Source organism: Sphingobium sp. PAMC28499, from assembly GCF_004795815.1.
In the GTDB taxonomy this organism is placed as follows: Bacteria; Pseudomonadota; Alphaproteobacteria; order Sphingomonadales; family Sphingomonadaceae; genus Sphingobium; species Sphingobium yanoikuyae.
In genome coordinates this window covers 129,674-151,829 of the sequence record NZ_CP039248.1, presented here as the reverse complement: position 1 = coordinate 151,829, position 22,156 = coordinate 129,674, and the positions used below count along the sequence as shown (strand labels likewise).

Genomic DNA, 22,156 nt, shown 5'->3' with positions numbered 1-22,156 from the left:
AAAAGCCAAAGTCGCTGCCTTCAGCGATTTCGAGCGCGCCTCGATCTGTAACGCCTTCCAGCTTTCCCGTGCCAGGGAGATGGAACCGCACTCTACGTGCCTCGGTTCTAACAAAGGGGAAAAGCGTAGGCGGGATCGGCATAGGAATGAGCGAAACAGTGACGAGCGGAAACGGCACCGCCGATGCTCAAAGGATTGAAGCGGAAGTTTTAGGCCTCGACGCAGGGACGGATCCCTTCGTAGCTGCGGTGCGCGCCACGCGCATGCCGATGATCATAACCAATCCACGTTTGCACGATAATCCGGTGGTGTTTGCGAATGATTCGTTCTGTCGGCTGACGGGTTACGAGCGCGACGAGATACTGGGTCGCAACTGCCGATTTCTGCAGGGGTCCGAAACGGATCCGACGGATGTCCAGGCGATTCATGATGCGGTGGAGGCGGTACGCCCGATCGAGATCGACATTCGCAATTATCGCAAGTGCGGGGAGCCATTCTGGAACCGGCTCCTCCTTGCCCCCGTATTCGACGGGGCGGGAAAGCTCGCATATTTCTTCGCCAGCCAGGTCGATGTGACGCTGGAGCGCGAACGTCTTGAGGGACTCGAAAATTCGAACGCCGTCCTCATGGCCGAAATTACCAGCCGGCTCCAACGCCAGAACGAGCAGGAGCGCGAGCTCGATTTCGCCCTTCGCGCCGGAAAGTTCGGGACATGGAGTATCAATTTCGAGACCGGAGAGCTCGCCTCCTCTCCGGCGTGCCGGGCACTGTTTGGCGTAGATACGGAAAAGCCGTTTACATATGATGACCGCCTGGCGGCTATTCATCCCGCCGATCGTGCGGCTAACATCGATGCGATCGACCTGACACGGCGTACGGGTGTGGATTTCGATGTGACCTACCGGATCGTCACCCCGGGGGGGGAAATCCGGTGGTTGACCTCTCGCGGTCAGCCGTTTCTCACTGCCGACGGCAAACCTGTTCGGCTTGCAGGCATATCTTCGGACGTTACGGAGCTGAGGCGCGCCGAGCGGATGCGCAATGCGCTGGTCGAACTCAGCAATGTCGTGCGCGACGTGCAGGACCCTGCAGACATCTCCTTTGCTGCATCCCGGATATTGGGCGAGGCGCTGGAGGTCAGCAGGGCGGGCTATGGCGTCATTGATCCGGCTCTTGAGACGATCACGATCGAGCGCGACTGGAATGCCGAAGGGATATCGTCCTTGGCCGGGGTGCTGCAGTTTCGGGATTATGGATCCTACATCGAGGATCTCAAGCGCGGGAAAGACGTCATTATTGCCGATGCCGACCTTGATCCGCGGTCGGTGGAGGGAGCCGATGCGCTCAAGGCCATAAGCGCGCAGGCGGTGGTCAATATGCCGCTCACTGAACAGGGCGGCCTTGTCGCGTTGCTCTATCTCAATCATGCCACCGCACGCGACTGGCTCGACGACGAGATCGCTTTCGTCCGTGAAGTTGCGGAACGAACCCGAGTTGCTACCGAACGGCGACGGGCGGAAATCGAACTTCGCGAGCTGGCGGCCTCTCTGGAGCAACAGGTCGAGGAGAGAACGCGAGACCTGATAGCCGCCGAAGAAGCGCTGCGCCAATCGCAGAAAATGGAGGCTGTTGGGCAGTTGACCGGTGGACTGGCGCATGACTTCAACAACCTGCTCACCGGGATCACTGGTGGGCTTGAGATGATCCAGATTCGTCGGGCGCAGGGTCGGCATGAGGATGTGGACCGCTATGTACACGCTGCGCAAGGTGCCGCGCGGCGCGCGGCAGCGCTGACACACAGGCTGTTGGCTTTTTCCCGTCGTCAGACTCTTGCTCCAAAACCAACCTGCGTTGTCGACCTCGTGAATGGCATGGTCGACCTCGTCATGCGCACTGTGGGGCCTGCTATTGAGGTGGAGGCGGTCAACGGGGTAGGGCTTTGGCCAGTCCTTGTGGATCCGAGCCAGCTGGAAAACGCTCTTCTCAATCTGTGTATCAATGCGCGAGACGCAATGCCCGATGGCGGCAAGATAACGATCGAGACAGGAAACCGATGGCTGGATCGCCGGACTGCTGTTGAGCGAGACATGGAACCAGGGCAATATGTCTCCCTGTGTGTTTCGGATACCGGCACAGGGATGAGCAAGGAGACAATCTCCAAGGCATTTGATCCATTCTTTACGACCAAACCCATAGGGATGGGGACGGGGCTCGGCCTCTCTATGATCTATGGATTCACACGTCAGTCCGGTGGGCAGACCCGGATCTATTCGGAGCTCGGTCGCGGCTCAACGATATGTCTCTATCTTCCACGCCATCTGGGGGAAGCGGGCACTCCCGCAACACCGGAAGCCGAGCCGGCGCTGGCGCCTCAAGCACGCGAAGGCGAAACCGTTCTGGTGATTGATGACGAGCCCACTGTGCGGATGCTGGTCGTAGAGATTCTAGAAGGGCTTGGCTATGGTGCGCTCGAAGCCATAGACGGCGCGGCAGGGCTAAAAATTCTGGAGAGCGATACACGAGTGGACCTGCTTATCACTGATGTCGGCTTGCCTGGTGGAATGAACGGCAGGCAGGTGGCAGATGCAGCCCGTGTGAACAGGCCAGATCTCAAGATTCTCTTCATCACCGGTTATGCGGAAAACGCGGTATTGAGCCACGGGCATCTTGATCCCGGTATGCACGTCCTCACCAAGCCTTTTTCGATGGAGGCCATGAAGCAGCGCATCACCGATCTGCTTCACTGAGAAATTGGATGCGGAGAAAAGGGCCGATCGCACGTTTTCCGCGCTTTTCCACGCGATCGCCGCCGTTTATATTGAACTTCTTCCGGCCAGATGACACTTACTCCCAGCTCGACCTCTGTGCGCAGCCGCTGAATTGCATGACGCTTGATGCACCCGCTTACTTCGCGCCGTGGGTCTTGTCGCTTGCGTCGCGATCCCCTCGAGCTTGGCCACCCACCACCAAAAGAAAGCGCCCGCGGTTGTGCCGACCGTGCCGGAGAGGATGACGAAAATGATATTGAGTTCGCCGTCAGCCGCCGAATATTCCGCAAGCGGCATGATAGCCTCGGACGGTATCGGCGGGAAAATATTCTCTAGCATCATCAAAAGAGCGATCGCCCAATAACCAAGCTGTCCAACAAGCTCGGTAATCCACTGCGTCATCGCCACGTCCTCGAATTTTGCCCTTCCCTGTGCAGGGATAGCAGGTATTGCACCATTGAGAGGGGTTGCGCCCGGGTCAGGCCAGCTTGAGCCCTTCCTGATTCATCCGACGCGCAAGATAATCGCCATCTGCCTTTTCCAAGGCCAACTTAAGCCGAGGAAAGAGATCATGCTCTTCGTCGCGCATATGAGTTTCGATGTCGCGGCGAAAATTTGCCAATTTAAGCTGGAAAGCGTCGTTATCCTTCACAAGGTCTGTGAGTTTATAAAGATATTGCTTCACATAACCATGCTCGGCATGGAGCGTGTAGGATTCCGCCAGAAGACCATGCTGGCGCATAGCGGGGTAAATTGCATTCTCCTCTTCCAGCGCATGTTTGCCCAATGCGTGCTTGAGCTGCGCTAGAAGGATGAGCCGTTTGGTGGACGTCGTACATAAGGCTCCCCCAATCTGGATGCTCGAACAGAATGAGAGGGGGAATCCAACCAACACAAGTTAGGCGGGCGGGAGCTGAACCGATTTTATCGGAACAGTCGCGTCGTTATCAGGTTGCTTACCGAGGGTTTAAGCGAACGCGCAGCGGTGGTTGACCACCTCCGGCAGGAACGCTTTGGACATCACAAAAGAATGCAGGAGACGATCATGGCAGACCTGACCGCTATTGTTGAACATATGGAAATAATCGGAGCGGATGGCGTCCACATCGGGACCGTGGACCGGCTTGAAGGTGACAGGATCAAAATGGTGAAGGCCGATAGCGGTTCTCATGGTGACCATCACCACTTCATCTCGACCGGTCTGGTTGCTGCGGTGGAAGACGATCAGGTTCGCCTTTCGGCTAATGCCGATTCCGCCATCCTGCTCGAAGAGGAACAGGATGGCGGTGCTATCATGGACGATGGCCGACAGCCTGGCGAAGGCTAAGGATTGGAGCATGACGCACACGGTAAGAAAAAGGCATGAGGACGATGTCGGGCTCATGACCGACAAGGAACTGATCGACAATTGGGAGGCAGCCTCCAGGGAGGAGATCGAAAACCCTTCTTCCTTCCTGCGAGCTGTCATCGATGCGATGGCGAAGCGGGACATCTCATCTTCATCGGATCCGCGGGTAGCGTGATGAAAAAGCCCCTGAGGCGCTGATGATGCGGTTTTGTGGAAAAGCCATGGTACCAAAGCGCATGGTAATGTGGTGAATAAAGTTATGGCACCAAACCATATCAAAATTCACAAATTATCACCCTCCCGGCAAAACCGGGAATACATACTGAAATGCAATAAAATCAGGCGTAATGATCGTTTCGCCATATTACCAATTGTCGGTTTTAAACACAAATAAAACTTCTCAACTATGTTCGTTGGATGATATATCTCCGTCGCCACGCAATTGGCAATGGAGCATCCTGCCGATGGCGGGAATTTGGCTTTCTTGTATTATTCATTTTTTGGCGGCTATGTCTGACAAACAGATGTGTTGCCTGAAGACAAGATAGTCGTCAACAATAACGCTACTGCGCATACCGACCCATCCTGCGATCAAAAGCCCAGATATGATCGAGTGTCCCGAAATTGACGTCGAAATGGGTATCCATGTCTCAATATTACGGTAGTAAACTCTCGTCCAATTAATCGGCTAATCAGTTAGCAATTGTTTCCTATTCTTTTTGTAATAATGCCCCCCGAGCACCCGGCGTGTCCTCCGACCAACGCGCACGCATCGCATATTGCTGCGCCATCTCCCAATGCAGCCGCTTGGCGAGAGGATTTGCAATTTTCTCGGCAGTGGCAAGCTCCTGAATCTCACGCCGGCGAAAATAGGCCGCATCGTCCTGATGGTGCATCGTCGTCTCTCCTCATCTCGCCATGGAATGACTCCTGGTCACCCAGCCTTCCATTACATGGATCAATTTAAAGCTATCGCCAATTGAAGGCGTCTCGAGCCATGCATTTGATCAGAAAGCAAATTCTCGCTCTTCCTAATTTAAGTGGGAAAGTTTCTTGCGATCACAGCCGGACACGAACCCCTGTTGCCGTGTTGGGAAAAACAACATGGAAGGAGAGCCAACATGCCACGTGGAGACAAGTCGAGCTATACGGACAAGCAAAAGCGCAAAGCGGAGCACATCGAAGAAGGCTATGAAGATCGGGGCGTAAGCCATGAGGAAGCCGAGCGCCGTGCGTGGGCAACAGTCAACAAGGAAACCGGTGGCGGCAAGAAATCCGGATCAGGACGTGGCAAGGCAGAAAACCACGATTCATCCAGAAAAGGCGGCCGCATTGGCGGATCAGATCAAAGTCATGCGAAGCGATCGCAAGCAGCGAAAAAAGGTTGGGAGACCCGACGCAAGCAGGCGAATGGCTGATGTCCATCCATAAGATGATATCGCTCCATCCAGACGTAGGGCAGGATTTTAATCCGCTTTTGGCCACCGCGGCACGCCACGCGATGTTCTGCGCTGAAATGTGTACCTCATGCGCAGACGCTTGCATGGCAGAGAAAATGGAGATGACGCAGTGCATCCGGTCATGCCTTGATTGCGCGGACGTCTGTACAGCGATGGGCCGGATTGCCGTGCGGCGCTCGGGCTTCAATATCGAAGTTGTCGGAGTGATGCTAGACAGTTGCGCCCGCATTTGTGATCTGTGCGCGGCCCAATGCGGTCGATATGAGCATGCGCATTGCAAACTTTGCGCTGACATGTGCCGCGAATGCGCGGCAGATTGCCGCGCAGCGCTTCCTACCGTCCGATGACGCCGAGCCACATGGTCCGGTCGTCGGAAAGTGACGGGACTTGCCAAGGATATCATCGACGGCTGATTCGGCTCAGTTGCTGGCTTTGATCAGTAGGACCCGATAAGGCAGAGGCTGCCCGCACAATTATAATTGGCAAGACAGGAACCGAAGTTCTGAGCCAGGCCGTCAGGCGGCCTTGCCATTGACCGGATTTGGGCGGACATTTTCGTTTGCCGCCTCCATCTTGGTCAGAGTGACCGTCAAGCCGCCGTTCTTGAAAGCTGCGTTAGCGTTGTCACGGTCGATGTCCTCGGGCAGCCGGATACGGCGTTCAAAGCAACTATCGCTGCGCTCGGGATAACCAAAGTCCTTGTTTTCAACTTTGGACCGCCTCTCTCCCCGGAGCGTGAGCGCACCGTGTTCAACGGTAATATCCACGTCCTTTTCGTCGAGACCGGGCAGTTTGGCCGTAGCGCGGATTTCCTTGTCGGTCTCGCCGAGCTCGACATGCGGCAAGCCGGCAGCGCGGTACAATGCAGCCAATGCGGGTACGCCGAAGGCGCGGAAGAGGCCATCGAACTGCCGGTCCACCTCGCGGTGGAGCGAGGGCATCGGGTGGGTATCGCTGTCTCGGCCGCCCTCGGCACTGACCGGGACGGGGAGCCGGTTTTCCTGCCGACTCCAGGGAATGAGATCACGAAAAGCCATGATAGTCATCTCCTTTTCTGGCTGGAAGGGGTAGGCCTACCGGGCCGCTGGATGCGGCCCGGCAAACCCTTTGGTCGGGGATCAGGCTGCTTCGCGGACCTCATCCCTAGGTGCTTCGATCTGATCCTGGGCGGCCTTGCCCCCAGCGATCTCAATTCGGCGCGGTTTCATCGCCTCGGGCACCACGCGCCTGAGCGTGATGCTCAGCAAGCCGTTCTCGAAACGGGCATCGCCAGCTTCCACGAAATCGGCAAGCTGGAAGCGCCGCTCGAACGTACGCGTGGCGATGCCCCGGTGCAGATACTCGCCCTGGCCGTTGTCCTCGGCACCCTTGCCGGTCACGGTGAGCAGATTCTGCTGGGCCACCACTTCAATGTCCTCGGGGCGGAAACCTGCGACAGCGAGCGTGATGCGATAGCTGTCTTCGCCTTCTCTCAGAATATCAAAGGGTGGATAGCCATCGTCTTCGCGCGCGCCTGCCTCGAGCAGGTTGAACAGCCGATCAAAACCCACGGTTGAGCGTCGATACGGCGAAAAGTCAAAAGCAGTGGTTCTCATTTCCAAATCCTCCTGATTGAGCAATTCGGGCATGAGAAGCGCCGGAGAGAGCCGGCGCTCTCAATGTCCACCGGACCCAGGTTTCGGCGTCCGGCGAGGAAAAATTAGGAAGCAATAAACCGGTTTCAAGAGGCATTTTTCAGCTAGCGCTGGCGTGCGTTCTTCATCCGCTCAAGGCGCCGATGGTCGAGACTAAAGCCGCGCTTGTCCCTGGAGCTACTACAGGGCTTATGGAGCGTCCGTACTGGGAACCATATACGTCGTAGGAACGGAGCAATGTCGAGAGAAGCCCCTTCTGCGTTGACGTCGCCGCTCGCGAGGAGATCGAGGCGAAGTTCCTTGTCAGTCAACATTGGTCAAGTGCATGAGCAACTCGCCGGGTGACCACGTGTAATCGACGTTACCGGCACTTGGCGCCCCCATATGCATATCCCAGGCCCAAACTCAAATTCCGGCCAATTGGTCAGCTTCTGCGAAGCGATCTTGAAAGCCGTCAAGTCTGGCCGATGAGTGAGCCTTAGTTTATGAGGCTATCCCCGCAAGGGATAAGCCATCACAATGGGCAATCCCCAGCTATCGTCAATGTCCAGTCCTTACCGCTGGATAGTCTATGCAAAAGCCGCCCTCGGTACGAAGCCGTAGCCCTATTAAAGGGCAGAAGGCGGCCTACGGCAAAGCGCCAGTCTTGATACGTCAGCGTCTAGCCCATTTCTCCAGCCGGGCCTGATACTTTTTGCGCGCTCTGTCGCGGGCGGTCTCCAGCTTCGTCATACGCTTATCGCCTTCCGCCTGCAAAGCGCGGCGCTCAGCGTCGAGAGCACGCCGCCTTGCTTCGATGTCTGCCAGGCTCTGCTTGAGATTAGCAGCCGCTTGTTCGAGCGCTATCTGGGCTGCATCGAGTTTTGCGCGGCTGGGGCGCGGAACCTTCTTCCTTGGCGTCGGCGCGATGGGCGGCGCGTCGGCTTTCGCCACATTCTCCGAAGATATTCGTCTGCCTTTCGGGCGACTGCGATGTGGTGGCGACTTTGGCTCGGCAGCCTCGAAATGGTCAGCCGCACTGCCCCGGCTGACCTTAATTACGACTCCGGGCTTCGCGAGCGGCTCACCCATCAGCTTGGGGTCGGTGACCTTTTCTGCAATCCCGCGCGCAAAGAGGTCGGCGTCGGATCCCCACGCGGCCAGTGCAGCTTTCTGACTTGGCGCCGCTACATAGGCGTCGTGGAAGCCGGCGGGCGTGCGGAAGACCTTGAGTTTCGCCATAGAGGGGAAACAGCTGTCCTGGCGCCCCCGTTCCGATCCTGGCCTTTGATGCAGATTATCGGTGCAACCCGTCTAACCCATCCGTCAACCGCCCATCGCCTCGTGATGATCCATAGTTGCTCGCTTGAACGACTGGTGACCAGATTAATTCCGTCGCTACATGAAAGAGGCCGCTTGAAAGCAGGACGGTCGCCCTCTTTCATCGCGCCTCCGTCGAGACTGACATCAGCAATTGTCCCAAAAGCGTGAGAAATCATGTCAGAGATTGATTTTGTTAAGCGTGATTTTTGCGGCGGGAATCGAAACTTCAAATGCGTCGGGAGGATTTTAGAGCGGAGAATAAGTCGAGGAGCAGATATGGCCGACGTGCAAAATGCCGCTTCTTACCCCACTTCCGTGGCTTCGGGGGGAACGAGCGATTTGAAGGCCCGGCTCATTGCCGCCGCCGAATTTCTCAAAAGCCCGAACACGGTCGGCTCTTCATTTCCAGCATCGCACTGGCTGATCGACCGAATGCTGCACGGCGTTGATTGGTCTCAGGTAACGACGATGCTCGAATATGGGCCAGGTACCGGCGCGTTCACTAGCGCCATTCTCGCTCACCTCCGACCGCATGCCAGGCTGATTGCCATTGACACCAGCCCGTCATTCACCGACCATTTGGCCTCGGCAATTCCGGACAGGCGTTTGCACGTCATCACTGGATCGGCCACAGATGCTCAGCAGTATATGGCGGATCTCGGCCTTTCGCAGGCCGATTGCATAATTTCGGGCTTACCATTTTCGACACTTGAGCCTGCAATCGCAACGCAGATCATTGATCGCAGCGTGCAGCTCTTGTCCCCTGATGGGCTCTTCATGGCTTATCAAATGCGCAAGGCTGTACGCCCACTCCTCAAGCAGCGATTTTCGTCAGTGCACGCCGCATATGAATGGCGCAACATTCCACCATGCCATCTGTTCTGGGCGTCGGAACCTAATAAATGATGGTTTAAAGAGCGACGGAGCTTCCGGTCTGAGGCGTGGCGTGCCTCACGGTCGCTGATTATAGGAGGGGCCGGTATGCTCAGTCGCAACATTGTTGCCGACGGCTTGATCCTGCTCGAGCTCTTCGCCGTGCCACAGGTTTCTGCCGACAAATATGATGATGAAAATGGCGATGATAGTGCCGACAACAAAAGCACCGGCCTTTCCGAGCCGGTGTGCAGAAGGCTTTTCGTTGGGCGACATCACTTAATGCCTTCAAGAAGGATTTCGCCTTCATTCTCGCCGTCCCAATAATGGGCGCGTTCGCCAATCACCTGGATCAGAACCAGACCGGGAGTTTGAATGCCCTGCGGCCACCACCGTTCGAGCCCCTTCGTCCAATGGGCTTCAAACTGAGCCTGGTCTCTGATCAAGGCGGCTCGCCCTTCGACCGCGACGAAAAAGGGACGGTGGCCCAGCAGGCCGGATTTGCCCTGATAGCTAAGATTGACAGCTGAATCGGCTTCCATGTCCGAAACCATGGAGGCGGTTTCGTCTGTGAAGAACCACGCCGTGCCGTCATAATCGACTTCGCGATTATTGCTCATCGGACGCGAACCAATGGCACCGCCTTTGGCGTGAGTTGCAAGCATCGCGAAATCGATGTCCTTCATCTTCCGGGATAGGTCTTCGAGCGACAGTGACATGGCTCTCTCCTTCCCTCCCTCAACGCATGACGCGGCTTGTCGGGCCAATGCGTTGAAAAAGACTATCGATCCGCAAGTTTATAAGCCTGAGATGGCATTTCTCCGGCAGCTTGCTGTTGGGGGGTAGACGACCTGCGACCTCTCCGAACCATTTCCTCGATCCAGGTGAGCAGCAACTGGTTGTATGCGCGCCGGCAGCCCTCGTTCCGCAACGAATGATCGGCTCCTTTGAGGATACGGTAGCTCAAGGAATTACTGTTGTGAAACGCCGACATATAGGAGCTGATTGTCGCGTGCGGGACATAGTCATCATGTTCTGACTCCACGATGAGCACATCGCCTGCAAATCGCTCGCATGCTGCCAGCGCTTTGTCCTCTCGCCCCGTCCGGAAGCGTGCCCGATAGGCATTGATGAGGTCGCGATTCAGCATCGCCTTGGGGACATCCCAATGTTCGTCCGGATAGAGAGCAGGCACACGTAAGGCCAGCCAGTTGACCGGACGGACTGCGGTGAGAAGGGTGGCAAGATAGCCGCCATAACTTGTACCCACGACTGCAATCGCAGATGGGTCGACCTGGTCCTGGCCGACAAGATAGTCGTAAGCGGCCACGACATCGGCAAGACCATGGGATCGTGTTACTCTGTTGCGTTCTTCGGCGTGCCGGGCATGGCCTCGCAGATCGAAGGTGAAGCAGATACAGCCCAACTGCGCGATCTCTTCGGCGCGCACCATGTCCTGATCGCGCGAACCACCCCAGCCGTGAATGAAGAGTATGCCAGGAACAAGCTTGTCCGGAGACAGGATTGTCGCCTCAAGACTTTCCCCTTCGACATCGAAGCATATCTGGCTGCCTGTCATTCCAGCTCCATTGCATATTTTGTCATCGGTCCCGCGACCGCATCGATACCGCTATAATAGACGATGCTACCGATCGGTGCGGCGTCGATCTCACCATAAATCTCCATCGTGGCGCATGTAACCGCCGACAATTCGGGATCGCGCGCAAAGGCTTTGAAAGCCGCTATTTCGGCGCCACTCGCGCCGCCCGCCCGCCAACTTTGTTCAAGGACGCCAATGCGTATTTCACCGAAAGAATTAATCCCGGCAGCGACATCATAGTTGCGGCGAGAGGCCATCAGATCCGGGTAGAATTTCGAAACGATCGCATCATATGCGATCGCCTTTTTGATACCCTGCTTCAGATCGTCTGCAAGATCGAGTCCGGCCAGTCGTTCAAAGCCACCCCTCACAACATGCAGGGTCGAGCCGCCATAGACGGTGGCGCCGTCATTGTTGGTGGCGAGACGCTGCGTGCCCCAATAGGAGATCAAGTCTCCAAAAAGGCATGTCATGCCGACGCTGTAGGTGATGACATTGTCGAGATTCTCTTCAATCACGACGCCATGACGGGCAACAGCCTCCGTATCAAGTTGCGCTATCGCTTCTTCCAGTTTCCGAGGCGAGGTAACGACAAATTGTCCGAGCCCTGCCGTCGCTTCAACTTCCTTCAGGCGGATTGCACCCTGTTTAAGCAAGTCGAGGCCGGCGGCGCGCACAGCATCCACACTGAAAGCTGACCAGCCGGAGAGAACATGAGGCGCGAGCGCAGCGCCCAGTTCCGAGTGCCATCCCACGGGCACTGCATCACTGCTTTGGAAAAGCGGATGGGTGATGACCTTGCTTCCCACGAAGGCATGGGGAACCACACCGCCGTAAATCTGGCTCTCATCGCTTATGCCCAGTTGCCGCGCCATGGCTAGGTCGATCGTGCTTGCCGGAATGAAGAGCGTCTTCTGCGCGCTATCATCCAACGCGGAAAATCCTGGTGGGTCATGTTCGACGAATGTCGCTTCGCCAAGGTGGGCAATCCTTCGGGCAAGTTCGGCTCTGGCGACCCTGTCATGCTCGTTGTTCATCGCGCCGGACTGGGCGGGACAGATCTTCACGAAACGGGTCTGATGCGAACTGGCCATTAAACCTCTCAGATCCTTGAGGCTCTGCCGCTAGGCCGTTTTCAAACAACCAAGTGACACAGCTTATTATCCATATGCCTGGCGTGGCGACTCGGCGGGCCTTGCCCTAAATAGCGTTGACTGGCGGCATGAGCGGAGGATGGTGCATGCAATCGCTTTTGGGATGCCTAGCCAGTTCACCTCGTTCACACCCATGGAGCGCCCCTCCAACGTCCCGATCCTGGGGCGACCTCATTCGGACGGCTCGAAGCGCGGCAGGGACGGTTTAAGCTCGCGCTCGAAAAATTCGATGAAGCCCGCCTGATCGTCTCCAGGGCACGTCAGCACAATATGATCGAAGCCAGCGTCCACATACCGTGAGATCAACTGAATATGGGTCTGAACGTCCGGACCGGCTGACACCTTCGCTGCCAGATCTTCAGGTCGGACATACTGGCTAGCGGCCTCAAAGCCCTTGACCGAGGGAATCTCGCTGTTGACCGACCAATCGAAGGCAGAGAAGCGAAATCTGTCGCGTGCGATCTCCAACCCTCTTTCAGCGCTGGATGCATATGCGATGACGGCCTCCGCATAGCAGGCCCCACGATTGCCGGCCCTGGCTTCATAGCCTTTTACCAGATCGCTTTCCGGCGCGGTTGTCATGATCCCGTCACCTTTTTCCGCGGCAAGAGCGACAGACGCTGGACCGCTAACGCCAACGATGACAGGAATCGGTTTGGTCGGAAGATCGTAGAGCTGGGCATGGTCGATAAGGAAATGCTTCCCTTTCCAGCTATGGACGCCGCCCTCCCAAAGAAGGCGAAGAATATCGATCGCTTCGCCGAGCATGTCGTGCCTCTCCGGCACTGAGGGCCACCGCACCCCTGTAACATGTTCATTCAGTCGTTCACCCGCTCCCACCGCCAGGGTGAAGCGATTGTCACTCATGATAGCGACAGTGGCGGCGGCCTGCGCAACGATGACAGGATGATAGCGCAGGATCGGGCAGGTGAGGCCGGTCGCGATGCCGATCCGATCGGTCGCATGGGCGATGGCCCCTAGGACGCTCCAGGCAAAGGGGGCATGCCCCTGGGATTCGAGCCAAGGATGGAAATGATCTGAGATAGAGACGAAGTCAAACCCCGCATTCTCTGCACGGATCGCGTTTTCCACGAGCGCTTTTGGCCCATGCTCCTCTGTCATCAGCTTATATCCGAACTTCGGCATGGTCTCTTCCTCGATATGTTCGGGATGTTGGCGAAAAACGTCGGATGCGAGCTCTCTTTCGGCACTGGAGCGCTCGAGTTCGGCCGCGCGCCCTTCGCAATGCCGGCTCAGGTGGGGATCAGATTGACAGCTGTCGGTTTGGCCGCCGGCAAGCCTGCGGCCTTGGCCTGAACAACCAGCTCTTCCTTGCGTGCAAGCATCTGATCCCGCAGGACAATCAGGTCGACATCGGTCGCGCGACATTGCGCAAACATGCCTTCTCCACGCATTTCCTCTTCGTGGACATGGTGCTTAATCTCCTCAGACAACACCTTGACCTTGGCCTCGTAGAATTTGTCGTCCCAAGAGCCAGCCTCGATGTCGTTGATCAGCACCTTGGCGCCGTCATGCTCGACATAGGCTTCCTCAAGCGTATCGGCCTCGATCTTGCCCTCGAACGCGGGATAGAAAATCTCTTCCTCTATCAGCGTATGGATCTTGAGTTCGGTGCAGATCTGGTGGGCGATGTCGCCCTTTTTCTTGCCAGTCGCAGCTTTCTCGAACTGCTCGAAAAGCTCTTCAACCTTGCGATGATCGGCCTTTAGGAGGGCGATGGCATCGGAATATTCGGCCTTGGCCATGTGGGGTCTCCTTAGTGGTTCTATCCGCTAAGGAAGCCGTAAATTGCCGAAGGGTTCCGAGCGCCAATTTCACCTAATCCACCTCAATAATCTGGATCAGGCGGAACACATTTTTTCGCATGGTCTGCGGCGTGTGCATTGACGATGGCTCAAAAGCGACTTCATCGCATTTCGCGCACGGAGATGCTCATTGTGACCTTTCCAGGTGGTTGCTGAACCTGCCTCGCTGCCCTGTCCATCGCGCAACGCCTGGCACGCAGCTTTACGGAGCCGCTTATTGGTCATTTGAGCATAGAGTCCTGGCACAGCGTTTCTTGCGTCTCGCGACGGCATTTCGATGCCTCTTCGCACATCATTTGAGCCAAACCCGCACTGCTCTAAGATCATGTATCCAGTTCAAATTTGCCTTTCGATCGCCTACCAAAATAACGGACAGAAAAAATCTTAGATAATCGTCGGAACATGACCGCTAATTTTCTAGTCGTGATCGCATAGCCAAATATACTGGTACATCATCACGACTTATGCGCGTGCAGCGCTTACAAGTTTTGGCGACCGCAATCGTTGCGTGCCAAGCAAACGCTAAAATTCCCCCAATCAGTATCTGCGATTTAATAGAAGGGCGACTTCCATCGCTGAAAGTCGCCCTCTTTAGCCTCACTCATCAGAATAGATTGATAAGGCCTGGGCCATCACTCCTAGCGTCAGTCAGGCGATATGCTTTCGTCATCCCCGTCACGTGACGGAGCCGCCTGCTCGCCTGCAGAAGCTTGAGAAAATTTACGCCTTACGCCGGCTTCTGTCGAACGCAGCTGATCAAGGCGATCAGACCAATATTGCATCATCTGCACGCGTTCGCCCCAATGCTCGCCGCGCACATAGGCACGCCGGACATCATTGCCTTCGATGTGGCCCAGCTGTCGTTCAATGGCATCCGGATGCCATTTGCCGCATTCGTTAAGCAAGGTCGCCGCCATAGCTCGGAAGCCATGCGCCGTCATTTCGTCCTGCTTGAAGCCCATCCGGCGAAGCGCTGCATTCAGCGTATTGTCGGATATCGCGCGTTTGTCGGATCGCGGGCTGGGAAACAGGAGCTGACCGCCCCCGGTCATACCCTCCAGCTTTTCCAACAGGCCAAGAACCTGACGGGAGAGCGGGACCTTATGAAGACGACGCATCTTCGTCCGGCTCGCCGGGATGAGCCAGATACAACTGTCCGGATCAAACTCCTCCCATTGCGCCAGCCGTAGCTCGCCTGGTCGAACGAACAGGTGGGCCGACAGCTGAAGGGCGATTCGGACCGCCCCATCGCCGTCATAGCCGTCGATGGCACGAAGCAGCGGACCCACCTTGGCCGGATCCGTGATAGCCGGCCTGTGCTTGACCTTAGGCGTCAGCAACGCCCCACGCAATTCGCTCGCCGGATCCTTGTTCGCCCTGCCGGTGGCAATGGCGTAGCGAAAGATGGTGCTCAGTGTCCCTCGAAGCCGAATCGCGGTTTCGTGATGCCCTCGCGCTTCGATCTTGCGCAGGATCTCCAGCACCTCCGGCGTCGAGATATCCCGCACCAGCTGGTTTCCGAGCGCGGGCCGTGCGTATTCGAGGATCCAGATATTCTTGGTGACCGTCTTCTCGGCTCGACCCCGAGCCTTCAGACGCGCGACATACTCATCTGCAAGCTGGTCGAACGTTCCGGTTTCAAGCAGCCGCGCCTGAGCGGCATCAGCCTTCCGCCGGCTCGACGGGTCTTCGCCTGACGCAAGAATGCGGCGCAGCTCTTCCCGCCGTTCTCGCGCCAGTGCGAGCGAGACATCGGGATACACCCCGACCGACAGCGTCTTCTGCTTCTTGAGGAAGGTGTAATAGAAACGCCAGTATCGCGCCCCATTGGGCATCACCATCAGATACAGGCCCCGGCCGTCCGATAATTTATATGGACGGTGGATGGGCTTCGCGTTGCTCACGGCCATGGCGCTCAGCATGGGGTATCTCCTTCAGGGTACCCGCGAGAATAGCTACCAACTTTGGCCAGAAAAGGTTGCGAGATGCAACTGGACGCCCTGAGAGCAAAAGGCTCAAAAGGTCGCAGAAATCCGCCATTTCCGAGAGGCGGCTTGGGCATTTCCGAGATGTTCTGAGGGGAACAAATGGTGCCCGGGGACGGATTCGAACCGCCGACACTGCGATTTTCAATCGCATGCTCTACCAACTGAGCTACCCGGGCATCGGGTCTCGGCGGAGGTGACCGCCGGATGGAGGCGTGCCTATAGGCGTCAATCCGGCTCGCTGTCCAGCCCATAATTATCATTTTTTTGCAGGGCTTCGTCACCCGGCAAGCCGGGCACGCGATAGCCCTCGCCCAGCCATTGCAGCAGGTCGCGATCGCGGCATCCCTTGCCACAGAAAGGGCGGGTTTCCGGCTGTGCCGGCTGGCCGCAAACCGGACAGTCGCCGGCCTTAGGCGACATGACCGGCCGCCAGCGACAGCGCGGAATCGGCGCGCAGCGTGACCTCTCCACCCCGACGGCGCGCGAGCTGTTCGATCCAGTCGGCGCGCTTGTGCAGCAGGTCGATGATCGCCGGCGCGGCGGTGATCGTCGCCGCGCCGCCGGTGCCATGTCGTTCGGCACGGCGCAGCAGCGCCAGCGCGGCGGTCAGCACCGGATCCTCGCGCAGCAGTTCCATCAGATTGGCGCGCTCGCGGCGGCGGATGATCTGGACGAAGCCGAAGCCGTTGACCGCCGTCCGCTCGAACGGCAGCGGCAGATATTTGTCGATCTGCGCGGCCGCGACGATGCGCTCGTCCTTGTTGTTCATGGTCGGCAGGTCGATGCCGATCGAGCCAGCCAGCCCCATGCGGCGGATCGCCTGGGCCGACAGCTTCGCGCCCTTGGGGCCGAGCTGGGCCGGCGGCAGGCTGCCGTCGATGTCGATCAGGATCATCGCGGGGGTCAGGAAGATGCGCAGCGCCGCATCCTCGGCGCCGACTTCGCCGCTGACCGCCTCTTCCATCAGCTCGCTCCAGCCAAGGGCTTCGAGCCGGTCCTCCTCATGGGCGGGACAGGGACGGATGGCGACATCGGTGGCGCGCAGCCGCTGCAGCAGGCTGGGCCCCGGATGGACCTTGGAACCGGGCTGGGCGATGCGGCCCTTGGCGCGCTTGCCCCGGCCTTCCTCGGCGATCGCCTCGCGGAAGATTTCGACCAGCACATTGGCGCCCTCGGCCACCTTGGGCGGGATCGGCTCGATCAGCACTTCCTCGCCCGAGATCAGGCGCACCACGCCGCGCTTGCGCGGAATGATGGTCTGGACCAGACGGCCCTGAAGGATGGCACCTGCACGGGCGACCTCGCCCTCGCGCTCGATCAGCGCCTCGACGATGCGCCCTTTTTCGATCAGCGCGGCACGGGCCTCGCCAATGCCTTCTTCATAGAGCCATTCGGCCATCGTTCAGTTACCTACTTGTCGTGATTTCCGAGCCGTGAAATGTACCATTTCACTCGAAATCCCGACGGTTCAGTGGATAGCCCGCTGCCTCAAGCAGCGTGCGGGTTTCGTAAAGCGGCAGGCCCATGATCGCGCTATGGCTGCCCTGGATGCTGCGGATGAGGCCCGCGGCACGACCCTGAATGGCATAGCCGCCCGCCTTGCCCAGCCCTTCGCCGCTGGCAATATAGCGGTCGATCTCGCTGCGCTCCAGCCGCTTGAAGATGACGATGCTGGTGGACAGGCGATGCCGTGCCACGCCCGCAGCGTCGATCAGGGTGATGGCGCTGTAGACGCGGTGCCGGCGCCCCGACAGCAGGTCGAGACAGGCGCGGACCTCCGCCTCGCTTTCCGCCTTGGGCAGAATGCGGCGGCCGGCGGCCACCACGGTATCGCCCGACAGGATCAGCGCGCCGGGATGACGGGCAGCGACCAGCGCGCCCTTTTCGGCGGCGACACGCGCAGCATAGGCGGCCGGCAATTCGGCCTTGCGCGGGGTTTCGTCAATGTCCGCAGGATCGACGGCATCAGGAAGCACGCCAATCTGCCCCAGAAGGTCACGCCGTCTGGGGGAAGCCGAAGCTAGAATGAGTCGCATCGAAAATGCGGCTTATTTGAAGCGGTAGGTGATCCGACCCTTGGTCAGGTCGTAGGGGGTCAGTTCGACCAGCACTTCGTCACCGACCAGCACGCGGATGCGGTTCTTGCGCATCTTGCCAGCGGTGTGGCCGAGAATTTCATGATCATTCTCAAGGCGCACGCGGAACATGGCGTTGGGGAGAAGCTCCACAACCTGTCCGCGCATTTCAAGCAGTTCTTCTTTGGCCATAATATCCCAGAATCGAAAAATCGCGCCGCCATAGCGCCAAAACGTGGAAAATGGAAGTCAGGACGCAGAACCGAAATAATCACCGGCTGCGACGAGGGCCGCGAAGACGGCATCGAGCTGCTGCGCATCGATGCAATAGGGCGGCATCAGGTAGATGGTGTTGCCGAGCGGCCTTAGCAAGAGGCCGCGTTCCAGGAAGAAGGCGCGCAGGCGCGGGGCGAGGTCGGAGAGGTAACCGGCATCGGCCGCAATCAGGTCGATCGCCATGATCGCGCCGATCTGGCGCGGGTTGGCAAAGGCGGGGTGGCCGGCCAGCGAGGCCAGCCGATCGGCGATGCCCTGCGCCAGTGCTGCGATCCGTCCGCGCACATCCTCTTCGGCCCAGATGGCGAGATTTTCAGCGGCAGCGGCGCAGGCAATCGCGTTCGCGGTGTAGCTGGACGAATGGTAGAAGAGCCGCGCCCGGTCGGTCGAGCGATGCGCCTCGAAGATGCGCGGGGTCGCCAGCGTCGCGGCGAGCGGGATGGCGCCGCCGGTAATCCCCTTGGCCACGGCCATGATGTCAGGCACCACGCCGGCCTGTTCGCAGGCGAACAGGGTGCCGGTGCGACCCCAGCCGGTCATCACCTCGTCGGCGATGAACAGCACATCGTGGCGCGCGCAGATATCCGCCATCGCCCGCAGCACATGCGGCGGATAGATCAGCATCCCCCCTGCCCCCAGGATCAGCGGCTCGACGATTAAGGCCGCCGGCTGCTGCGCACAAGCCATCTCCAGTGCGGCAAGCGTCTCCTGCTCGCGACCAGGATGCGGGAAGGGGATAGTACCGACATCGAACAGCAAGGGCGTCCAGGCGGCATTATAGACACCGCGCTCACCGATCGACATCGCGCCGATCGTATCGCCATGATAGCTATGTTCCAGCACCAGGATGCGGCTGCGCGCTTCGTCCAGCCCGTCGAGCGCGCGATTATGCCAATAGCCTAGCGCCATCTTGAGCGCGACTTCCACTGCGGTCGATCCGCTGTCGGAAAAGAAGACATGGGCCAGGGGATCGCGCCCCGGCGCCTGTGGCATGAGATCGACCAGGCCGCGCGCGACCGCCTCGGCCGGTTCATGGGTGTAGCCCGCGAAGATCAGCTGATCGAGCTGCCCAGCCTGGCGCGCGATGGCCGCGGCGATGCGCGGATGGCAATGGCCATGGGTCGTCACCCACCAGCTGGAAATGCCATCGATCAGGCTGCTGCCGTCGGCCAGATGGAGGGTAGCGCCCTCCGCCCGGACGATATGGGGAATAGGCTCGTTGAGGCCGTGCTGGGTGAAGGGGTGCCAGACAGGAGAGGTCATCGGCATCCCCTACGCCCGATCGGCGGCCAAGGCTATGGCTTGTCCTTGCGATCCACCGGCGAGATGCTGGGCAACACCGCCGCCGTCGGCACCACGACCGTGGGCACCGCGACATGGATGTCGACCCGGCGATTCTTTGCCCGGCCTTCGGGATCGTCGCTGCCATCCTCCTTGGCATTGGGCGCGACCGGCCGGGTTTCGCCCAGCGCGATCAGGCTGATCCGATCCTTGGCGATGCCCTTTTCAACCAGATAGGCCTCGACCGCCTCGGCCCGGATGCGGGAGGCTACGCGATTGTCGCCGTCATTGCCCTTGCTGTCGCTATGGCCGCGCAACGTGATCGCCCCGCCGGTCTTGATCGCCGGGGTTTCGACCAGCGTATCGAGCGCGGCGCGGGCGGCATCGTCCAGCTTCAGCCCGGACGTGCCGAAAGCGATGGTGGCGTCGAGTGGTTCGATCTTCGGCGCTTCGGGTTCGGCCACTTCGGGGCGCAGGATCGAGCGGACCGGCTCGGCGGCATTATCCGCCTCGTTCGCGGCCATATCATTGTCGGCGACATTGGCCGCGTTGGCTACGTTATCGACAGCATTGCCTGCGGGCCGATCACAGGCCGCCAGCATGACGCACAGGGCCAGCGCGGGGGCGAGCCTCCTCATTCCTCCTCTCCTTCCGGTTTCTTGCGGGTCTTTGATGCGGGCGGCACATAGGACAGGATCGTGTCGCCCGGCTGTGGCGTCGGTCGCGACGCATGGGTGAAGAAGCGCATCGTGCCGTTCTTGCGGAGCAGCAGCAGCATATCGGCATCGGCCGGCAGGTCGGCCTTGGCCGCCTCGAAATCGAACTGGTCGCTGATCCGCGTCTTGCGGAAGGTCCAGCCGGCATCCTCGCGGATCATGATTTCCTCGACGCCGAGGCCGGAGTCGAACAGCGCGCGGCCGCGCAGCGATTCCGGCAGCGCGCGCGGATCATGATCGTCGCTGGCGTCGCCCAGCTGATAGACATTGTCGCGCCCCACTTCCGGCGCGAACTCATTGCAGACGAGCGCGTTATAGGCCTCGTTCTCCGACGTGGCGGCGAGCACCTGGAATTGGGCCAGGTCCAGCCGCTCCTCGGTCGCCTCCGCCAATATCTCGCCATGATAGGTCGGGATACCGCCATGGCGGGCGGGGGCCAGACGCTGCCAGCTATTGTCCGCGATCATCACCGGCACTTCCAGCTGGCGCAACTGGGCGGCAAGGCTGAGGCTGAAGGGCGTGGCGCCGACCAGCAGCAGGCCCTTGTCCTGCGCGCCGGTGACCTTGAGCAGCCGGGCGACCGGCTTGATCGAGAAGCCATGGAACAGGATGGTCGCGACCACGATCGAGAAGGACAGGGTGACAAGGATCGCGCCGTCGCCATAGCCCAGCCGATCGAGCCGCAGCGCGAACAGGCCGGAAATGGCAACCGCGACGATACCGCGCGGGGCTATCCAGGCGACCAGCAGCCGTTCGTTCCAGGGGACCGGTGAGAAAGCGAGGCTGAGCAGTACCGTCGCCGGGCGGACGACGAACAGCAGCACCAGCAGATAGGCCAGGAAGCGCCATTCGAACTGGCGCAGCACATCAAGGTCGAGCGAGGCCGACAGGATCACGAACACGCCCGAGATCAGCAGGACGGTGACATTTTCCTTGAACGGCTGGATGTCGCGCAGGGAATCGAATTTCATATTGGCGAGCGCAACGCCCATCACCGTCACGGTGACGAGGCCGGTTTCCGCCTGGATGAGGTTGGAGAGGACGAACACGCCGATCACCGCCACCAGCAGGATCGGGGCCTTCAGATATTCCGGCACATGGCCGCGCTGGAACGCCCAGCCGATCGCTCGGGCGGCGAGCCAGCCGATCAGGCCGGCGATGATGGCGGCGGCCACCAGCGACAGGATGACGGCCGCCAGCGTGCTGCCCTCGCTCGACCGGCGCAGATATTCATAGGTGGCAAGGCCGAGCAGCGCGCCGACCGGATCGTTGACGATCGCTTCCCATTTGAGGATCGCGCGCGGCCGGGCGGCGACGTTGGACTGGCGCAGCAGCGGCAGCACCACGGTCGGCCCGGTCACCACAAGGATGCCCGCGAACAGGATCGCCACCGGCCAGACGAGGCCCGCGACATAATAAAGGGCGAGCGCGCCCAATATCCATCCGATCGGTGCGCCCAGCACCACCAGCCGGGTGACGGCCCCATCGGTCTTGCGCAATTCGCGGAAATTGAGGCTGAGCCCGCCTTCGAACAGGATCAGGGCGACTGCCACCGACACCATGGGTTCGAGCAGTTCGCCAAAAGTGAGCTTGGGATCGATAAGGCCGGTCACCGGGCCACCGATGACGCCGGCGGCGAGCATCAGGGCGATGGCGGGCCAGCCGGTGCGCCAGGCAATCCATTGGGCGCCGATGCCCAATATGCCGATCAGCGCGATTACAAGGGCCTGTTCATGCATGGCCGGGACCATAGACAGGCGGGGCCGCCATGGTCACCCCCTTTATTTTCAACGATCTGGGGAACCGGATCGCAGATCGGGAATGGCGGGCAAGGGAGAACCCGCCATTCCCATGG

Annotated in this window: 25 protein-coding genes and 1 tRNA gene; 5 read left to right on the top strand and 21 right to left on the bottom strand. The window is 59.2% G+C overall.

The window, feature by feature from the left end; genetic code table 11:
- The first annotated feature begins 146 nt into the window (after window positions 1-146).
- Window positions 147-2,747 carry a PAS domain-containing protein gene (locus E5554_RS00795; RefSeq protein WP_136185675.1) on the top strand — a complete coding sequence of 867 codons (2,601 nt, stop codon included), beginning with the start codon at window positions 147-149 and terminating at the stop codon, window positions 2,745-2,747.
- Window positions 2,748-2,813: 66 nt separating this feature from the next.
- Here E5554_RS00795 and E5554_RS23160 read toward each other — a convergent pair whose 3' ends face one another.
- Both E5554_RS23160 and E5554_RS00785 read right to left on the bottom strand, forming a co-directional pair.
- Window positions 2,814-3,170: a hypothetical protein gene (locus E5554_RS23160; protein ID WP_201039006.1), complete on the bottom strand. Its 357-nt coding sequence runs from the start codon at window positions 3,168-3,170 to the stop codon at window positions 2,814-2,816.
- 76 nt (window positions 3,171-3,246) lie between these two features.
- A complete protein-coding gene (locus E5554_RS00785; RefSeq protein WP_234415713.1) occupies window positions 3,247-3,555 on the bottom strand; it encodes a hemerythrin domain-containing protein in 309 nt (102 codons plus the stop codon).
- Window positions 3,556-3,813: 258 nt separating this feature from the next.
- Between E5554_RS00785 and E5554_RS00780 the strand changes: the two genes are divergently transcribed.
- Together E5554_RS00780 and E5554_RS00775 are read left to right on the top strand one after the other, a co-directional pair.
- Window positions 3,814-4,095 (top strand): DUF2171 domain-containing protein, encoded by a 282-nt coding sequence (locus E5554_RS00780; protein ID WP_004208791.1) that lies wholly within the window; start codon window positions 3,814-3,816, stop codon window positions 4,093-4,095.
- Complete coding sequence (locus tag E5554_RS00775) at window positions 4,070-4,291, top strand: hypothetical protein (protein WP_235654594.1); 222 nt, start codon at window positions 4,070-4,072, stop codon at window positions 4,289-4,291. The genes E5554_RS00780 and E5554_RS00775 overlap by 26 nt, the downstream gene beginning before the upstream one ends.
- Window positions 4,292-4,826: 535 nt before the next feature.
- On the opposite strand, the gene E5554_RS00765 is transcribed toward E5554_RS00775, so the two are convergent.
- Window positions 4,827-5,012 carry a hypothetical protein gene (locus tag E5554_RS00765; protein WP_048938969.1) on the bottom strand — a complete coding sequence of 62 codons (186 nt, stop codon included), beginning with the start codon at window positions 5,010-5,012 and terminating at the stop codon, window positions 4,827-4,829.
- A gap of 225 nt (window positions 5,013-5,237) precedes the next feature.
- Between E5554_RS00765 and E5554_RS00760 the strand changes: the two genes are divergently transcribed.
- Complete coding sequence (locus E5554_RS00760) at window positions 5,238-5,534, top strand: plasmid stabilization protein (RefSeq protein ID WP_072895214.1); 297 nt, start codon at window positions 5,238-5,240, stop codon at window positions 5,532-5,534.
- 557 nt (window positions 5,535-6,091) lie between these two features.
- On the opposite strand, the gene E5554_RS00750 is transcribed toward E5554_RS00760, so the two are convergent.
- From E5554_RS00750 to E5554_RS00740, 3 genes are all read right to left on the bottom strand, one after another.
- Entirely contained in the window at window positions 6,092-6,613 is a 522-nt protein-coding gene (locus tag E5554_RS00750; RefSeq protein ID WP_136185673.1) for an Hsp20/alpha crystallin family protein, read from the bottom strand.
- Window positions 6,614-6,694: 81 nt separating this feature from the next.
- The gene (locus tag E5554_RS00745) at window positions 6,695-7,171 is read right to left on the bottom strand and encodes an Hsp20 family protein (protein WP_063141738.1); all 477 of its coding nucleotides are present in this window, start codon (window positions 7,169-7,171) and stop codon (window positions 6,695-6,697) included.
- A gap of 693 nt (window positions 7,172-7,864) precedes the next feature.
- Window positions 7,865-8,431, bottom strand: a complete 567-nt coding sequence (locus E5554_RS00740) for a hypothetical protein (RefSeq protein ID WP_136185672.1) — start codon at window positions 8,429-8,431, stop codon at window positions 7,865-7,867.
- 357 nt (window positions 8,432-8,788) lie between these two features.
- On the opposite strand from E5554_RS00740, the gene E5554_RS00735 reads away from it, so the two are divergent.
- A complete protein-coding gene (locus E5554_RS00735; protein ID WP_153039483.1) occupies window positions 8,789-9,418 on the top strand; it encodes a methyltransferase in 630 nt (209 codons plus the stop codon).
- Window positions 9,419-9,463: 45 nt separating this feature from the next.
- On the opposite strand, the gene E5554_RS00730 is transcribed toward E5554_RS00735, so the two are convergent.
- The 15 genes from E5554_RS00730 to E5554_RS00660 form a co-directional block, all read right to left on the bottom strand.
- A complete protein-coding gene (locus tag E5554_RS00730) occupies window positions 9,464-9,661 on the bottom strand; it encodes a hypothetical protein (RefSeq protein WP_004208783.1) in 198 nt (65 codons plus the stop codon).
- Window positions 9,661-10,104 (bottom strand): pyridoxamine 5'-phosphate oxidase family protein, encoded by a 444-nt coding sequence (locus E5554_RS00725; RefSeq protein ID WP_136185670.1) that lies wholly within the window; start codon window positions 10,102-10,104, stop codon window positions 9,661-9,663. Before E5554_RS00725 ends, E5554_RS00730 begins: the two co-directional genes overlap by 1 nt.
- A 62-nt stretch (window positions 10,105-10,166) precedes the next feature.
- On the bottom strand, window positions 10,167-10,964 hold the full coding sequence (locus E5554_RS00720) for an alpha/beta fold hydrolase (protein WP_063141557.1): 798 nt from the start codon (window positions 10,962-10,964) through the stop codon (window positions 10,167-10,169).
- Window positions 10,961-12,079, bottom strand: coding sequence for a DUF3182 family protein (locus tag E5554_RS00715; protein WP_136185669.1), 1,119 nt, complete (start codon window positions 12,077-12,079; stop codon window positions 10,961-10,963). Before E5554_RS00715 ends, E5554_RS00720 begins: the two co-directional genes overlap by 4 nt.
- A gap of 231 nt (window positions 12,080-12,310) precedes the next feature.
- Window positions 12,311-13,285: a TIGR03557 family F420-dependent LLM class oxidoreductase gene (locus E5554_RS00710; protein WP_063141553.1), complete on the bottom strand. Its 975-nt coding sequence runs from the start codon at window positions 13,283-13,285 to the stop codon at window positions 12,311-12,313.
- Between the two features lie 107 nt (window positions 13,286-13,392).
- Complete coding sequence (locus E5554_RS00705; RefSeq protein WP_004208777.1) at window positions 13,393-13,905, bottom strand: hemerythrin domain-containing protein; 513 nt, start codon at window positions 13,903-13,905, stop codon at window positions 13,393-13,395.
- 704 nt (window positions 13,906-14,609) lie between these two features.
- Window positions 14,610-15,887 (bottom strand): integrase arm-type DNA-binding domain-containing protein, encoded by a 1,278-nt coding sequence (locus tag E5554_RS00700; RefSeq protein ID WP_063141551.1) that lies wholly within the window; start codon window positions 15,885-15,887, stop codon window positions 14,610-14,612.
- A gap of 166 nt (window positions 15,888-16,053) precedes the next feature.
- Window positions 16,054-16,129 (bottom strand) — tRNA-Phe (locus E5554_RS00695).
- A gap of 49 nt (window positions 16,130-16,178) precedes the next feature.
- Window positions 16,179-16,373, bottom strand: coding sequence for a DNA gyrase inhibitor YacG (gene yacG / locus E5554_RS00690; protein ID WP_136185668.1), 195 nt, complete (start codon window positions 16,371-16,373; stop codon window positions 16,179-16,181).
- Window positions 16,363-17,352 (bottom strand): hypothetical protein, encoded by a 990-nt coding sequence (locus E5554_RS00685; RefSeq protein WP_048939423.1) that lies wholly within the window; start codon window positions 17,350-17,352, stop codon window positions 16,363-16,365. The genes yacG and E5554_RS00685 overlap by 11 nt, the downstream gene beginning before the upstream one ends.
- A gap of 49 nt (window positions 17,353-17,401) precedes the next feature.
- Window positions 17,402-17,989, bottom strand: coding sequence for a nucleoside triphosphate pyrophosphatase (locus E5554_RS00680; protein ID WP_136185667.1), 588 nt, complete (start codon window positions 17,987-17,989; stop codon window positions 17,402-17,404).
- A gap of 12 nt (window positions 17,990-18,001) precedes the next feature.
- Complete coding sequence (gene infA, locus E5554_RS00675) at window positions 18,002-18,220, bottom strand: translation initiation factor IF-1 (RefSeq protein WP_003049127.1); 219 nt, start codon at window positions 18,218-18,220, stop codon at window positions 18,002-18,004.
- A 57-nt stretch (window positions 18,221-18,277) separates the two neighbouring features.
- Window positions 18,278-19,567 carry an adenosylmethionine--8-amino-7-oxononanoate transaminase gene (locus E5554_RS00670; RefSeq protein WP_136185666.1) on the bottom strand — a complete coding sequence of 430 codons (1,290 nt, stop codon included), beginning with the start codon at window positions 19,565-19,567 and terminating at the stop codon, window positions 18,278-18,280.
- Between the two features lie 32 nt (window positions 19,568-19,599).
- Window positions 19,600-20,223, bottom strand: coding sequence for an OmpA family protein (locus E5554_RS00665; RefSeq protein ID WP_004208771.1), 624 nt, complete (start codon window positions 20,221-20,223; stop codon window positions 19,600-19,602).
- Entirely contained in the window at window positions 20,220-22,052 is a 1,833-nt protein-coding gene (locus tag E5554_RS00660) for a sodium:proton antiporter (RefSeq protein ID WP_037513092.1), read from the bottom strand. Before E5554_RS00660 ends, E5554_RS00665 begins: the two co-directional genes overlap by 4 nt.
- Window positions 22,053-22,156: the final 104 nt, after the last annotated feature.